Here is a 14,958-nt window from a genome sequence, read left to right on the forward strand (position 1 = left end):
AACACTTCTGACACAACTACGAGTTGAGCGCACCGAGCCGGGGCAGACAGATGTCGGGGGCCGGCCGGCGGCCCCACTCCGCCTGACCGACCCCCGATGCGAGATCGCGTCGTACTCCGTGCTTCGGGGCGCGCACTCCCCACCTACTGACCCCGCTCGACGCTCACGAAGGCCGCGCGATCCCGGTCTCTCAGAACGTGAAGAAGCTCGTCCCGTAGGAGTTCTTCACGCACTCGTTGGCGAAGGTCCGTTCGTACGAGACGCGCTTGCCGCGCCAGACGCCCTCGACGGTGACGACCACCGGATCGAACTGCCGCGTACACAGTGCGCCGTCTCTCAGAGTCAGGGCGTCCAAGTCGCCGTTCACCGCCCGGAGTTCGCCGCAGGCGTCGTAGGCGGCGGGGTGGGTGCCGGAGGGGGTCGGGGCGCAGTTCAGCGTGACCGCGCGCTCCGGGGTGACGGTGGCGGCGGTCTCTCCGTGGCCCATGGTGAGCACCAGGGCCGAGGGGGCGTAGAGCCCTGAGGGGGCGAGGGCCGGCGTGGCGTGGGCCTGACTCGTGACCGTCTGGGTCGCGTGGGCCGGGGTGGCGAGGGCGGACCCCCCGAAGGGGCCGCAGACGGCAGCGGCCGTGAGGGTGAGAGTCGCTGCCCAGCGCGCGGTGTTCGGCATTGTGTGCATCCTTCCGCTCGATTGAATGCAGTACCGGCTCGGTTGGGTGCCGGTGCGGCGAGCGCGAGTCTGCCGAGTCCGGACCGGAAACACACATCGACCCCATGCGTTTCGGTAACCTTGAGTATTGAATCAGTGGCGTGAAGTTACGAAATTCGAACGTTCAAGCCCCGGAACTGAGGGGTTGTTGATCGCCAAGGGCACCCTCCTGGCCGGATTCCCCCGGCTCTGCAATAGGCCTGAAACATTCCGGTTCAGCCTCCGGCGGACCCCCTTGCTTCTTCTGCGCAATGGAGTAATCGTCATTACATGATTACTTCAGAGCAGCACGAGAAGCTGCGCGGCTGGTTCGCCGGCCGCCTGCCCGACGATCTCTTCGAGAGCCTGGTGGAGGTGACGGTCGACCGGGAGGAGATCACCGTCGTCGGCCGTATCCCCGAGCCCGGGCTCGCCGAGGGGGCCTCGGACGCCGAGAAGGAGGCGGCCGCCCAGGCCCGTATCCAGGAATTCCGCGAGCGCACCCGCGACGACCGGGTCGCGGTGGCCCGGGAAGCCGAGCACCGGTTCGGCAAGAAGGTCTCCTGGGGCGTGGAGTGCGGGGGCGAGCGCGCCCTGTTCACCCACATCGCCGCGCCCGTCATGACCCGGCTGCGCCAGCCCGAGCGCCAGGTCCTCGACACCCTCATCGCCGCCGGGGTCGCGCGCAGCCGCAGCGACGCCCTCGCCTGGTGTGTCCGCCTCGTCCAGCGTCACGCCGACGACTGGCTGACGGAACTGCGCGACTCGCTGGAACATGTGCAGCGGGTCCGGGCCCAGGGTCCGGACGCCACGCCGCGGGACGCCACACCTGACGAGGAGTGACCTCCCACGTCACACTGGCAGCAACAGCCGACAAGACGAGGTGGTCGCGGATGAAGTTCGGAGTGTCGACGTTCATCACCGACGAGGGCATCGGCCCCAGGGCCCTGGGCCCCGCTCTGGAAGAGCGCGGGTTCGACACACTGCTGCTGGCCGAGCACTCGCACATCCCGGTGAGCCGGGAGACGCCGTATCCGGGCGGCGGCGAACTGCCCCGTGTCTACTACCGCACGCTCGATCCGTTCGTGGCGCTCGCCGCCGCTGCCTCCGTGACCCGGGACCTGCTCCTGGGCACGGGGATCGCTCTGGTGGTCCAGCGCGATCCGATCACCACCGCGAAGGAGATCGCCTCCCTCGACCTGATCTCCGGCGGCCGTGCCGTGTTCGGTGTCGGGGCCGGCTGGAACCGGGAGGAGATGCGCAACCACGGCACGGATCCGGCCTCCCGCGGCCGGCTGATGGACGAGCGTATTCGCGCCATGATCGAACTGTGGACGAAGGACGAGGCCGAGTTCCACGGCGACTTCGTCGACTTCGCACCGGTCTACGCCTGGCCCAAGCCGGTCCAGCGGCCGCACCCGCCCATCTGGGTCGGGGGCAACAGCGAGCGCACCTTCGCCCGCGTCGCCGAGTACGGTTCGGCGTGGCTGCCCAGCGCCGTACCGCCCGAGGAACTGGGCGCGCGCATCGAACAGATGCGCAAGACGGCCGGTGACCGGCCGGCCGTCGTGGTCTACGCGGGCGGGGACGACCGGGAGTCACTCGACACCTACGCGGAACTCGGCGTCGACCGCGTGCTGCTGTATCTGCCGACCCAGCCGGAGGACGAGACACTGCGCACGCTCGACGAGCTGGCCGAGGCCGTGTCCGCCCACCGCTGACGCTTCCGGCCGCCGGGGATCGCGAGCCCACCGCGTTCCCGCCGCCGGGGAATCGGAGCTCACCGTGCCGGACATGGACGAGGAGGAGGCGCGCCGCCGGTTCGTGGCGGCACGGGTGGCGCGCCTGGCCACGGTGGACGCCGAGGGGCGCCCGCACCTCGTGCCCCTCGTCTTCGCGGCGCGCGGCGGCGAGATCGTCACCGCGGTCGACCACAAACCGAAAAAGTCGCGGCGGCTGCGGCGACTGCGCAACATCGCCGCCCACCCCGCCGTGTGCCTGCTCGTCGATGCCTACGACGAGGACTGGGAACAGCTGTGGTGGGTACGGGCGGACGGCGACGCCCGGGTCCTGCCGCCCGGCACACAGGACGAGTACACGGCGGCGATCGACCTGCTGCGCGAGAAGTACGCGCAGTACCGGCAGCGGCCGCCGGACGGCCCGGTGATCGCCGTCACCGTCCACCGCTGGCACGGCTGGCGCGCCACACCGGAGCCCGGCCCGGAGCGCTGAGCCACCGCCCGGCACCTCCCGCCACAAACCAACGCTGGACTGGACGAATGCTCCACCCCGGGCACGGAAGATGGATGTTTTGCCTGCTGGCGCAGGTCTCCGGCCCAGCCTTAGCGTCGGCAGACCTGCCAAGGACGGCATCCGCCGCCGCACACCCTCGCGGCGACCACGGGGCCGTCCTCCCCTCGCGCCACCACGCGCTCCACCGCCCACTTCCGGGCACAGGCACTTCGCTGGAGCACCCTTGTCCGAGAACTCCCCCGCCACGCCGTCGCCGTCTCTCACCGAGGTGGAGACCTACGGCGTCGAGCGCATCCCCGACGCGGACCGCACCGCGTCGCCGCTCGACCTGTTCAGAGTCGCCTTCGGCGGTGCGAACACCTTCTCCACCTGCGTCCTCGGGGCCTTCCCCATCCTCTTCGGCCTCTCCTTCTGGCAGGGGCTCGCGGCCACCCTCCTCGGAGTCGTCATCGGGGCGCTGATCCTGTGCCCGATGGCGATGTTCGGCCCGGTCAACGGCACCAACAACGCGGTCGCCTCCTCCGCGCACCTCGGAGTGCACGGCCGGGTCGTCGGCTCGTTCCTGTCGCTGCTCACGGCCGTGGCGTTCTTCTCGATCTCGGTGTGGAGCTCCGGCGACGCCCTGGTCGGCGGCGCGCACCGGCTGTTCGGCCTGGAGCGCAGCAATCTGTCGTACGTGGTCGCGTACGCGCTCTTCGGCTGCCTGGTGCTCGCGGTGTGCGTGTACGGGTTCCGGTTCATGCTGTTCGTCAACAAGATCGCGGTGACCTCGGCGACCGTGCTGTTCCTGCTCGGCGCGATCGCCTTCGCCGGTGACTTCGATCCCTCGTACGCCGGAGTCTTCACGGCCTCGGCCGACTCCGCTACGCAGGCGCTGTTCTGGCCCTCCTTCATCGGCTCGGCGCTGATCGTGCTGTCGAACCCGGTGTCCTTCGGCGCGTTCCTCGGCGACTGGTCGCGTTACATCCCGGCGAACGCGCCGCGCCGCAAGGTCGTCGGTGCCGCGTTCCTGTCCCAGATCGCCACCCTGCTGCCGTTCGTGTTCGGGCTCGCGACCGCGAGCATCATCGCGACCAAGGCCCCGAAGTACGTCGACCCGGCGGCCCCCGACTTCGTCGGCGGCCTGCTGGCCATCTCGCCGAGCTGGTTCTTCTTGCCGGTGTGTCTGCTCGCCCTGATCGGCGGCATGTCGACCGGCACGACGTCGCTGTACGGCACCGGGCTCGACTTCTCGTCGGTGTTCCCGCGGCTGTCCCGGGTCCAGGCGACGATCCTGGTCGGCGTCCTGTCGATCGCGTTCATCTTCATCGGCCGCTTCGGCTTCGACCTGGTGCAGTCCATCTCGACGTTCGCGACGATGATCATCACCTGCACCACGCCCTGGATGGTCGTGATGATCCTCGGGTTCTACACCCGGCGCGGTTGGTACGACCCGGACGCGCTCCAGGTCTTCAACCGCCGTCAGCGCGGCGGCCGTTACTGGTTCACACACGGCTGGAACTGGCGGGGCATGACGGCCTGGTGGGTGGCCGCGGTGGTCGGTGTGCTGTTCACCAACATCCCCGGCCAGTTCGTCGGACCGCTGGGTGACCTCGCGAACGGCATCGACATCAGCCTGCCGCTGTCGCTGGCCGTCGCCGCCGTGCTGTATCTGGCGATGCTGCGACTGTTCCCCGAGCCGCGGGCGGTGTACGGGCCCGAGGGCCCGCGGCTGGCCCGTACCGTCGACGTGCCGGTGCCGCCGATCACCGGTCCCGGGGCGGAGAGCGAGGGCACGCCCGCGGTTCTCGCCGTCGACGGCAGTTGATGCGCCGACGGAGAACTGGTCGGCGAGCTGATGGAGAACTGGTTCATGGAGATCTGGTTCATGGAGAACTGGCTGGTGGAGAACTGATGGAGAGCTGGCTCGACCTGTCCGTGCCCGTGGTCACCGGGATGCCCGTCTATCCCGGTGACCCGGAGGTGGAGGTCTCCAGGGCGTTGCGGGTCGCCGAGCACGGAGTGAACGTCCTTCGGCTGCACATGGGGTCGCAGTCCGGTACGCATGTCGACGCGCCGTACCACGTGGACGAGGCGTGGCCCACGTTGGACGATCTGCCGCTGGAGCGGTTCGCGGGGCCGGCGGTCGTCGCCGACGTCCGTGGGTTGCCTGCGCGGGCGCCGATCACTCCTGACCTGCTCGCCCCTGCCCTCGGTCTGCTGCGGCCCGGGTCGATCCTGCTGCTGGCCACCGGGTGGTCGCGGTACTGGGGAACCGAGGACTACCTCGCCCATCCCTGGCTGACGCCCGAGGCGGCGGAGGCCGTGGTCGCGACGGGGGTCCTCACCGTCGGGATCGACGCGCTGAGCGTCGATCCGACCGGTCCCGTGGATCTGCCCTCCCACCGTGTGCTGTGCGGAGCGGGGGGTGTGATCGCCGAGAACCTGACCGGGCTCGGAGGCGTCGCGGACGCGCAGGCCGCGGGGTGTTCGGCGGAGGTGTTCCTGTTCCCCGTGCGCCTCGCCGGGGCCGACGGGGGCCCGGTCCGGGCGACGGCCCGCATCACGGCCCGCGCGCGGTAGTCCCTACCTGGGGGTGTGTTCGTCGGGTACCGGGAGGTGGGGGGTGGAGGCTGGTCGCGCAGTTCCCCGCGCCCCCCGGGCGGGGCTTCGCCCCGGATACCGGCCCGCCCGAATTCGTTTGGCCGCGGGCCGGTGGGGGCCGTTCGCGCAGTTCCCCGCGCCCCTCCCCGCAGGGAATCCAGGGGCGCAGCCCCGTGAGGATCCAGGGGCGCAGCCCCGTGAGGATCCAGGGGCGCAGCCCCGTGAGGATCCAGGGGCGCAGCCCCGTGAGGATCCAGGGGCACAGCCCCGTGGGGGGCGGGGTTGAAGGGGTGGGGTGGTGGGGGCGGGGAGGTTATGGCCTGATCGTGCGGGCGATGTCCAGGGTGAGGCGTTGCCAGGGGTCGCGGGGATCACGGGACGTCAGGGCGTGGATGCGCCGCAGGCGGTAGCGCAGGGACTGCGCGTGCAGGTGAAGCACCCGCGCGGCGGCGTTCGCCGACCCGGCGTCGATGTACGCGGTCAGCGCCTCCATGAGATGCCGCTGCCCCGGGTCGGTGAGCGGCCCGAGAACGAGGCGGGCGACCTGGTCCGGCGCGGCGGCGGGATGCCCGCCGAGCAGGGCGAGGACATGGGCGTCGGCGTCCGTGAGGACACGCCCCTGCCGGTGCGCGTGGGCGGGCGCCGTGTCGAGGGCGTCGGCGGCGAGCCGGTGCGCCACGGCGACCCGGTCCAGGCTCTCCCCGGTGATCGCACAGCCTCGCCAGGACCGCGCGCCCAGCACCGCCCCCGCCCTGGCGGCAGCCGCAGCCGGCAGCAACAGAACGGCACGGGAGCCACGTACCGTCGCGGACGAGGCCACCTCGTCCCCCGGAACGCCCGGAACGGCCAACGCCTCGAGCAGCCCCGTCGCCACGTCGAGCGCCATGTCAGGTCGCTCCGCGCCCACCGGCTCGGCCACCAACAGACAGTAGGGGTCGGGTAGTTGGACCCCCAGCCTGGCCGAGCGGTCGCTCAGCGCACCCCCCGAGGCGTGCCGCCCGGCGATCAGGTCGTCGAGCAGCAGCCGAAGCGCCCGGTCACGGTCCGCCGCGAGGTCCTCGTCGGTGGCGGCGTACGCCGTGGTCATCTCCTCGGAGAGGGTGTCGAGCGCGGTCAGCAGCATCCGGCTGAGAGCGAAGGCGTCCGCGGCGGCGAGCCGGGGCGCGCGGGCCGCGACCTCGTCGGTGAGGACGGTCGCCGCCACCCGGTAGGCCCGCAGCACCGCCTGCACGGGCCGCCCGTCCGCCGCGCGGGCCGCCGCGATGCCTCGCAGGCGCCGCAGGTCCGACGGTTCGAGGGCGCCGTCGGTGACCCACAGGTCGAGAAGCCGCTCCAGGCCCCAGGCCGCGATGGCCCGTACCTCCGGCAGCCGGCTGTCGTCGAGCGCGGTGTACACCGGGACCTGTTCGTGGACGGCCGAGACGATCGCCGACACGACGCGCGGATCGGCGACCATCTCCTGCCGGACGTGTTCTCTCGCGGCAACGGGCAGACTTGTCACAGGGTGATGATCCCAGCCGCGCGATGTGCGCACCACGGTGGACGCCCCTTGTCACCTTCGCCAGGATCGACGACGTACAGCGCGGTCTCAGGGACGAGAGGCGGGACGTACGGATGGCTAAGCATTGGGCCGACTTCCAGTACGAGATCTATCTGAACGGAATGACGGGCGCCGTACCGCGGCTGCCCACCGATCTGACCCGGCTGGAGGAGCTCACCGAGCAGCGACTCGGGCCCGGTCCGGTCGGCTACGTGGCGGGCAGCGCGGGCAACGGGAGCACCGCCCGGGCCAACCGGGCCGCCCTCGACCGGCGCCGGATCGTGCCGCGCATGCTGCGCGACGTGCACGAACGCGATCTGTCCGTCGAGGTGTTGGGTCACGCCCTGCCCGCGCCGCTGGCGCTCGCGCCCGTGGGCGTGCTGTCGATCATGCATCCGGACGCGGAGTCCGCCGCCGCGCGGGCCGCCGCGGCGCAGGGCGTCCCGTACATCCTGTCCTCGGCCTCCAGCACGCCCATGGAGCAGGTCGCGGAGGCGATGGGCGGGGCGGAGCGCTGGTTCCAGCTGTACTGGGCGAAGGACCGCGAGGTCACCCAGTCCTTCCTGGACCGGGCGAAGGCGGCCGGGTTCACCGCGCTGTTCGTCACTCTCGACACCCCGCTGCTGGCCTGGCGTCCGCGCGACCTCGACCAGGCGTATCTGCCGTTCCTGCACGGTGTGGGCACGGCGAACTACTTCTCCGACCCGGCGTTCCAGGCGGGTCTGGCCAAGCCGGTGCACGAGGACCCGAACGCGGCCGTGCTGCACTTCGTCGGCATGTTCGCGGACCCGGGCAAGACCTGGCCCGATCTCGCGTTCCTGCGGGAGAACTGGGACGGGCCGATCGTCCTCAAGGGCATCCTGCACCCGGACGACGCCCGACGCGCCGCCGACGCCGGGATGGACGGCGTGGTCGTCTCCAACCACGGCGGCCGGCAGGTGGCGGGGTCGGTGGCGGCGGCCGACGCGCTGCCACGGGTGGTCGAGGCGGTCGGCGAACGGCTGACCGTCCTCTTCGACAGCGGCATCCGCACCGGCGACGACGTCTTCAAGGCGCTCGCGCTCGGCGCGCAGGCCGTTCTCCTCGGACGCCCGTACGCCTATGGGCTGGGTCTGGACGGACAGGCGGGCGTCGAACACGTCGTCCGCTGTCTGCTCGCCGAGTTCGACCTCACCCTCGCCCTGTCCGGGCACGCCCGCCCCACCACCCTCGGCCCCGACGACCTGATCGAGGAATCCGCATGAGCACGACCCACACGCCCGACACGCCCGACACGACGGTCACCGCGGTGGCGAAGAACGTTCTGGCCGTGGTCTCGGCCCACGTCGGCGGTCGCACCGCCGGTGCCGCGCTCGCCACCGTCTTCCCCGGCGAGGCCAAGGTCACCGTCGTGGAGACGACCGACGAGGACCCGGCCGCGCTGCGCGAGGCCCATGTCATCATCACGGGTCTCAGCCCGGTGACCGCCGAACACCTCGCCGCCGCACCGGACTTGGAACTGGTCCAGTGCGCGAGCCACGGTTTCGACTACGTCGATCTGGACGCCGCCCGCGCCAAGGGGGTGCCGGTGTGCAACATCGGCTCCAGCGGCGCCGAGAAGCAGAACGTGGCCGAGCAGACCTTCGCCCTCATGCTGGCCCTCGCCAAGCAGCTGGTCCCGGCGCACACCGCGCTCGTCGACGCCGACTGGGCGCTGCCGAGGCTGCAGCGGTCCATCACCGAACTGTCCGGCAAGACCCTCGGCATCGTCGGGCTCGGCCACATCGGCGAGGAGGTCGCCCGGCGCGCGGTCGCGTTCGACATGAGCATCGTGTACGCCGGTCCGCAGTCCGTCGGCGCGGAGGCCGAGGCACGGCTCGGCGGCGCCCGTCATGTCGAACTCGACGAACTGCTGCGCACGTCGGACTACGTCACGCTGCACGCCCCGCTCACCGAGGAGACCCGGCATCTGCTGAACGCCGAGCGGCTCGCGCTCCTCAAGCCGACCGCGTTCGTGGTCAACACCTCGCGGGGCGCCCTGATCGACCAGGACGCCCTCGCGGACGCGCTCGAGGCGGGCACCCTGGCCGGGGCGGGCATCGACGTCTTCGACCCCGAACCGCCCACCGCGGCCCTGCGGTTGCTCAAGTCCCCGAACGTGGTGTTGTCGCCGCATGTCGCGGGCGTCACGCGCGAGACGCTCGTACGGATCGCGCTGGCGGCGGTCCAGAACGCCGCCGACTTCGTGGCGGGCAAGCCGCCCCGGGACGTGGTGTCCTAGGTCCTGTCGCCCGGCGCGCCCGTTACAGGCCCAACCCCTCTGTCAGGGAGGAGAGTTGAGCGGTCAGCGGCAGCGCGGGCTGGGCGCTCGTGCGGTCGTCGACGGTCACGGAACGGGGCTCGGCGGAGGACTCCGAAGGGGTCGCCGACGAATCGGCCCGGCCGTCCGTCGGCGGCTCGCTGGGCGACGCGCTCGGCTCATCGGCCGTATTCTCCGGGGACGGCGGCTTGCTGACCGGCCGGGTCGAGGCGCTCGCCGTCCCCGCGATCGACAGCGACCCGGGGTCGGCCGAGGCGGAGTCGGTCCGCCACCGCTGCGCGTCGGAGCCGTCCCGGTCCTTGACCACGATGTCGGCGTTCGGATCGGTGGAACTGGGCGTGACCGCGAGTCCCTCGCGCGAGCGGGACAGCAACTCGCCCCGCACGGTGAGGTCGTAGCGCACGTCGCCGCCCCGCGCGGCGCTCTCCGCGACGCAGTGGTCCAGGGCGACGACACCGTCGTCGGCGTGCGAGTCCAGGCACAGCGCGGGGTCGGCGACGCTGCGCAGCAGGCCGTCGCTCTCGTACGACCACTGCTGGGTCCAGGCGGACGAGCAGACGGCCAGCTCGGCCTCGGCACCGACCTCGGCCTTGCCGCCCCGGATGTCGAGACAGAGATCGGCGGCGAGGTTGCGCAGCCGGGTCTGCTCGGTGCTGGTCGGCAGTCCCGCCGAGGTCGGCGGCGAGGAGCCGGCGGAGGGGTCCGGAGCGTCCGGGCTGGGCGAGACGGTGTGGCTGCTGCCGACCCCCGTGGAGGCGGTCGGGTCGGCGCCCCCGTCGCCGTGGGACCACAGGCTGATGGTGAGCACGCTCACGAGCAGCACCGCCGAGGCCGTGCCCGCCCCTGTGAGCAGGACCTTCGAGTGCTTCTGGGCGATCTGGGCCAGCCGCCCGGGCGCCGGAAACTGTGCCAGCAGACGATGCCGGCCGGCACTCCCAGGACGCCCACCGGTCCCGGGACGCCCGCCGGTGCCCACGCGCCCGCCGGTACCCACGCCTCCGCCGGCGCCCGCCCGTCCGCCACCGAACGCGGCCCCCTGCTCGGGGCGCGCCGCTTGCCGCACACGCCCCGGGCGCGCGTCGAGGTAGCGTCGCGCGCCCCAACCGAGCACCGCTTCGGCCAGCAGAATCCCCAAGCCGCCCTCGAAATGACCGAGTTGCTCGGCCGCGTGCCGACAGTGGCGGCACTCCCCCAGATGCTGTCGGACATCCGGCAGCAAGGCGCCCCCACGACGAATCGGGACGTCGAGCAGCCGGTTGTAGAAGCCGCATTCCTTGCTCGGCGCGAGTTCCCGGTGGGCGCGCACACATCCCTGGCGGAATTGCTCACGAGCCTGCTCCAGGGCCGCCGACGCGGTGTCGACGTCCAGGCCCGACAGACCGGCCGGTACGGAAATGTCCTCGGCCTCGACCTCGGTGTGCCACAGCAGGCACTGGGCGAGGGGCGGCAAGGCATGGAAAGAGCGCTCGGCGAGCTTCCGATTTTCGGCGGTCATGGACTGCGCCGCCCGCATACCCCGCCCCCCGGCGGGTTTCCTCAAATCCGGCAGAACGCCGGATATCCGGTCCTCGCCGGACCACTCGTTGACGGTGTCCCGCACGGTCACGAGGAGCCGGGGCCGCAGGGCCGCTCCGGACTCGCCGCGTATCAGGCAGTCGAGGGCGTAGTGGAAGGAGGTCGCGGCGACCATCGAGACGACGTCCGAGGAAGAGGCGAGGCAGATGGCCGCGTAGTCGTACGTCGGCTGCCAGTGCCGCGCCATCAGCAGGGCGACGGACTGCGTGGCCTCGCCCTCCGTCCGGCCGCTCAGCCGCGCGGCGAGGCTTTCGTCGGACTCCCCGGGAGCACCGCCGGGAGGATAGGACGGGCGAGGGGGGTGGGGGGTGGGCACAGAGCGGGTTCCTTCCACGGTGCAAGGTGGTGCACAGAATTTCCTTGGTCGTCGAAAAGGGAGCCCCTGCCTGGTGCACACCTTTTTGACGGAGCGCCGGGAAAATGGCCGCCGGCCCGGAATACTGAACACCGATTTCATACCCGGCCATTGACCCGCGCGGTAAGTTCACCCTCGCACAACACGCTCATGACCAACAAGGCACTTGGGCAACATCCGTATATTGAAAGATAGTCAGTAACTGCGCCAACTCGCGTCGCTCGCACCGGCTTTCGAAATTTCTCGCTCCACGTTCACGCGCCTCACCGCGGCACCACGTTCATACGCCATGGGACCTCACGCGCCCCGTGTGAACCGCGCGCTCGCGCCGGAGCCCGTCGCACGCTGCCGGCGCACGGAGCTCCGTAGTCCACTGGAACCCGGCCCTTCTCGGAGGCCCCGCGCAGGACGGCGGCTCTCCCGCGCGAAACCGGCCGCCGGCCCCGATCCTCCCGCCCTCGGCCGGCGGCCTCGGGGGCGGCAAGGGGGGCCGCGCGGCAGGTATCAGATCTGCCAGGAGCGCAGCCGGTCGGCCGCGCCGTAGACGTCGGTCTTGCCGGAGATCAGATCCCGGGCGAGGTCGACCAGCGCCCCGTAGGGCGGGTCGATCCCGACACCGCTGACGAACATGTACGCCACCGCCGCCGAACAGGCGAAACGGGCGTTGGCGGCCGGTAGCGGCTTCAGCAGGGCCAGGGTGTGCAGAAGAGCGGCGGCGCGCCAGGCCGGGTCGGAGTCGACTCCGAGGCGGGGCGGGTCGACACGGTGCCGGGCCACGGCGGCGACCAGGGCCGAGAAGTCGTTGACCGTGGGCTGGTCGGGCAGCACCTCTTCGTGGCGCTGCAACAGCCACGGCACGTCGATATGGATGACGGGAGCCATCGCTCAGGCGGCCCGTCCCTCACCCCTGCCGGGAGGTTCGTCCTCGGGGAAGGCGGCCGCGAACTCGTCGGCGTGCGCCGTGAAGAAGCGGCGGAACACCTCCGCGCCCTCCTTCAGCGCCCGGTGCCGCACGATGTCGGCCGCGGCCGCCTCGCGCACCAGGGCCTTCATCGACGTACCGCGCTCTTTGGCGATCTGCCGGAGGTCCTCGAGTTCACGGTCACTGAACTCCACATTCAAGGCTGGCATGCCGCCACGGTACCGCGATGGTACTTACTCGTAAATATCACCTGCTCAAGAGGTATGCGCAGCGGTACCGCGAGCCGCAGCGAGGCCGCGTACGGGCGCTCGGCGGCGGCCCCGCTCCGGACAGCCGGATGGAGCGGAACCCCGCCTGGGCGCTTCCGCGCTCTCAGGCCCCCCACAGCCCGCGCCTGCGGTAGCCCGCCTCCCAGAACAGCTTGTTGAGGACGCGTACGGGCGGCGGCAGTGCGCCGAGGAACCGGGCGCGGTCGGCGGGCGGCGCTCCGTCGACGATCCACGGTACGAAGAGCGCGGCCCCGCGCACGCCCTGCGTCTTACGGATACGGCCGGTGAACGCGCCCCAGTCCGCGGGCGTCAGTACCTCCCGGATGAGCGGCAGAGCACTCTCCTCCTCGTGGGCGAGGTGGTCGTCGAGGGTCGATGCCAACGTGCGGACCAGGGCGGGGAGTTCGGCCGACCGGTTCTTCAGGGCCGCGTCGACGGCGGTGAGCCGCGGGTCGAGGAGGGCGTGCTCCGCCTCCATCTCGGCGAGGAGCGCGACGTCCCGGGGACGGCCCGCGACCTTGCGCTCCACGCGCGGCCACAGGTCGCTGTCCTCGGCGGTGTGGTGGATGTGCAGCTGATGCCTGAAGTTGTCCCAGCCCGCGCGGACCTGGGGGGTGAAGGCGGTGCCGTCGGCCGCCGCGTCGCCGAGGCGTTCCAGGTCGCGGCGGAAGGCGTCGTGGGCTGCGTACATGACGGTGAGGTCGACCGTGCCGGCCGCGGCTTCGGTGGTCATGAGGTCGCTTCCTCCAGTTCGGGTTCGTAGACGGGCAGGGCGTGCGGGTTGGCCGACGGGCCGCGGTGACGGCGTACGGCGAGGCAGGTGAGCGCGCCGGTCAGCAGGACGGCGGCCGAGACCAGGACGGCGGGACCCATGGCGTGCACGAAGCCGTGGCCGAAGACCTGGGCGCCCAGGGCGCGCATGCGCTCCGCGATGTCGTGCGGTAGGCCCTCCGGCAGCCGTGCCGCCTGGCGCGCGTTCACATCGGTCCCCGCCTGGGAGAAGCCGCCGACGAAGCCCTCGCGGTACGCGGCGGGCAGTTGTCCGGCGCGCTGTCGGGCCTGGTCGGTGAGCGAGGAGGCGAGCCGGGTCTGGAGCACGGCGCCGACGACGGCGCCCGCGAGCACCGAACCGACCTGGCGCAGCGCGTTGTTGACGCCGGACGCCGCTCCGGAGAGCTTCGCCGGTACGTTGCGCATGACCTCCGTGGCCATCGGCGCGAAGGTGCAGCCCGCGCCCAGACCAGCGAGGAAGAGGGGGAAGGCGACCGCCGTCCAGCTCGACCCGACGTCCGCCGCGGCCACGATCCACACCAGGGCAGCCGTCCAGGCGAGCAGCCCGGTCATCAGGATGAACTTGCCGCCGATCTTGTCCGCGAGGACTCCGGCGGGCCCGGCCGTCACGAACGAGCCGAGCGCGAGGGGCAGCAGCACGAGCCCGGACTTGAGCGCGCTGTAGCCCAGTACGGACTGCAGGTAGATCGTCAGCGGCAGGAACATCCCGACCACGCCGAAGGACACGGTGACGCCCACGAAGTTGATGAGGGTGAAGTTGCGGTCCTTGAAGAGCGAGAACGGCACGAGCGGGTCGTCGCCCTGCTGGCCGCGCTCATGGCCGAGGAAGGCGGCGAAGAGGAGTGCCGCCGCGCCGAACAGCGACCAGATCCAGGCGTTCCAGTCGTAGCGCTGCCCCTCGGTCAGGCCGAAGGCCAGGCAGAACAGGGTTCCCGAGGCGAGCAGCACGCCCAGGGTGTCGAAGCGGTGGCGTACGGTGCGCCGTGAACCGGGGATGACCGCCGCGGCGAGGCCCAGCACCACGACCCCGAGCGGCAGGTTCACGAAGAAGATCCACCGCCAGTCGAGGTGGGTGATCAGCGCGCCGCCGATGATCGGGCCGAGGGCGCCGGAGACGCCCGCGACCACGCCCCAGACGCCCATCGCGGCGCCCCGCCGGTCGGCCGGGAACACCTCCGCGATGATCGACAGGGTCTGCGGCATGAGCAGCGCCGCGCCCAGGCCCTGGACCGCGCGGAACGCGATCAGCTGCGCCGGATTCCGCGCGAGGCCGCAGGCGAGGCTGGCGAGGGTGAACAGGGCGACGCCCGCGAGGAACAGGTTGCGTTTGCCGCGCAGGTCGCCGAGGCGGCCCGCGGTGATCATCAGGACGGCCAGGGCGAGGGTGTAGGCGTTGACGACCCACAGGATCTCGTCGAGGGAGGCGTCGAGGTCCTGGCCCATGTCGGGGATCGCGATGTTCACGATCGTCAGGTCGAGCAGGGTCATGAAGAAGCCCAGGGAGAGCGTGATGAGGATCGCCCATGGGTTGCCGTGCCACTTGTCGTGCCACTTCTTGAACACGGTGTCTGTCTCCTTGTGTCGAGGCATCGGACTCGCGTTCAAGAGGGCGCGGTCTTCGACCGGTGTGACGCCCGGCAGCCCCCGTGAGATGTACGTCACATTTCGCCCTCCGGACGTCA

At 71.4% G+C, this 14,958-nt stretch carries 14 protein-coding genes; 7 read left to right on the top strand and 7 right to left on the bottom strand.

Annotation, left to right across the window (positions count from 1 at the left end):
* Nucleotides 1-190: 190 nt before the first annotated feature.
* Nucleotides 191-670, bottom strand: a complete 480-nt coding sequence (locus tag ACZ7M3_RS36035) for a subtilase-type protease inhibitor (RefSeq protein WP_067360107.1) — start codon at nt 668-670, stop codon at nt 191-193.
* Nucleotides 671-979: 309 nt separating this feature from the next.
* On the opposite strand from ACZ7M3_RS36035, the gene ACZ7M3_RS36040 reads away from it, so the two are divergent.
* The 5 genes from ACZ7M3_RS36040 to ACZ7M3_RS36060 all read left to right on the top strand — a co-directional run bounded on the left by ACZ7M3_RS36040 (nt 980) and on the right by ACZ7M3_RS36060 (nt 5,503).
* A complete protein-coding gene (locus tag ACZ7M3_RS36040; protein WP_067360110.1) occupies nt 980-1,531 on the top strand; it encodes a hypothetical protein in 552 nt (183 codons plus the stop codon).
* Between the two features lie 50 nt (nt 1,532-1,581).
* A complete protein-coding gene (locus tag ACZ7M3_RS36045) occupies nt 1,582-2,409 on the top strand; it encodes an LLM class F420-dependent oxidoreductase (RefSeq protein ID WP_355301880.1) in 828 nt (275 codons plus the stop codon).
* 64 nt (nt 2,410-2,473) lie between these two features.
* Nucleotides 2,474-2,920, top strand: coding sequence for a TIGR03668 family PPOX class F420-dependent oxidoreductase (locus tag ACZ7M3_RS36050; RefSeq protein ID WP_472068986.1), 447 nt, complete (start codon nt 2,474-2,476; stop codon nt 2,918-2,920).
* Between the two features lie 244 nt (nt 2,921-3,164).
* On the top strand, nt 3,165-4,748 hold the full coding sequence (locus ACZ7M3_RS36055) for a purine-cytosine permease family protein (RefSeq protein WP_472068988.1): 1,584 nt from the start codon (nt 3,165-3,167) through the stop codon (nt 4,746-4,748).
* Between the two features lie 86 nt (nt 4,749-4,834).
* Nucleotides 4,835-5,503: a cyclase family protein gene (locus tag ACZ7M3_RS36060; protein ID WP_393021929.1), complete on the top strand. Its 669-nt coding sequence runs from the start codon at nt 4,835-4,837 to the stop codon at nt 5,501-5,503.
* 334 nt (nt 5,504-5,837) lie between these two features.
* Here the strand turns inward: ACZ7M3_RS36060 and ACZ7M3_RS36065 are convergent, their stop codons facing one another.
* Nucleotides 5,838-7,025: a PucR family transcriptional regulator gene (locus tag ACZ7M3_RS36065; RefSeq protein WP_472068990.1), complete on the bottom strand. Its 1,188-nt coding sequence runs from the start codon at nt 7,023-7,025 to the stop codon at nt 5,838-5,840.
* Nucleotides 7,026-7,138: 113 nt separating this feature from the next.
* On the opposite strand from ACZ7M3_RS36065, the gene ACZ7M3_RS36070 reads away from it, so the two are divergent.
* Together ACZ7M3_RS36070 and ACZ7M3_RS36075 are read left to right on the top strand one after the other, a co-directional pair.
* Entirely contained in the window at nt 7,139-8,308 is a 1,170-nt protein-coding gene (locus ACZ7M3_RS36070) for a lactate 2-monooxygenase (RefSeq protein WP_472068992.1), read from the top strand.
* Nucleotides 8,305-9,324, top strand: a complete 1,020-nt coding sequence (locus tag ACZ7M3_RS36075; protein WP_450426696.1) for a 2-hydroxyacid dehydrogenase — start codon at nt 8,305-8,307, stop codon at nt 9,322-9,324. Before ACZ7M3_RS36070 ends, ACZ7M3_RS36075 begins: the two co-directional genes overlap by 4 nt.
* Nucleotides 9,325-9,346: 22 nt before the next feature.
* On the opposite strand, the gene ACZ7M3_RS36080 is transcribed toward ACZ7M3_RS36075, so the two are convergent.
* The 5 genes from ACZ7M3_RS36080 to ACZ7M3_RS36100 all read right to left on the bottom strand — a co-directional run bounded on the left by ACZ7M3_RS36080 (nt 9,347) and on the right by ACZ7M3_RS36100 (nt 14,839).
* Nucleotides 9,347-11,254, bottom strand: coding sequence for an RICIN domain-containing protein (locus tag ACZ7M3_RS36080; RefSeq protein ID WP_472068994.1), 1,908 nt, complete (start codon nt 11,252-11,254; stop codon nt 9,347-9,349).
* Between the two features lie 543 nt (nt 11,255-11,797).
* Entirely contained in the window at nt 11,798-12,175 is a 378-nt protein-coding gene (locus ACZ7M3_RS36085; protein ID WP_075028158.1) for a toxin Doc, read from the bottom strand.
* 3 nt (nt 12,176-12,178) lie between these two features.
* A complete protein-coding gene (locus ACZ7M3_RS36090; RefSeq protein WP_054234230.1) occupies nt 12,179-12,424 on the bottom strand; it encodes a hypothetical protein in 246 nt (81 codons plus the stop codon).
* 163 nt (nt 12,425-12,587) lie between these two features.
* Nucleotides 12,588-13,217 (bottom strand): hemerythrin domain-containing protein, encoded by a 630-nt coding sequence (locus ACZ7M3_RS36095; RefSeq protein ID WP_472068996.1) that lies wholly within the window; start codon nt 13,215-13,217, stop codon nt 12,588-12,590.
* On the bottom strand, nt 13,214-14,839 hold the full coding sequence (locus ACZ7M3_RS36100; RefSeq protein WP_472068998.1) for an MFS transporter: 1,626 nt from the start codon (nt 14,837-14,839) through the stop codon (nt 13,214-13,216). Before ACZ7M3_RS36100 ends, ACZ7M3_RS36095 begins: the two co-directional genes overlap by 4 nt.
* Nucleotides 14,840-14,958 lie beyond the last annotated feature (119 nt).

The organism is Streptomyces sp. NPDC111656 (assembly GCF_055656965.1).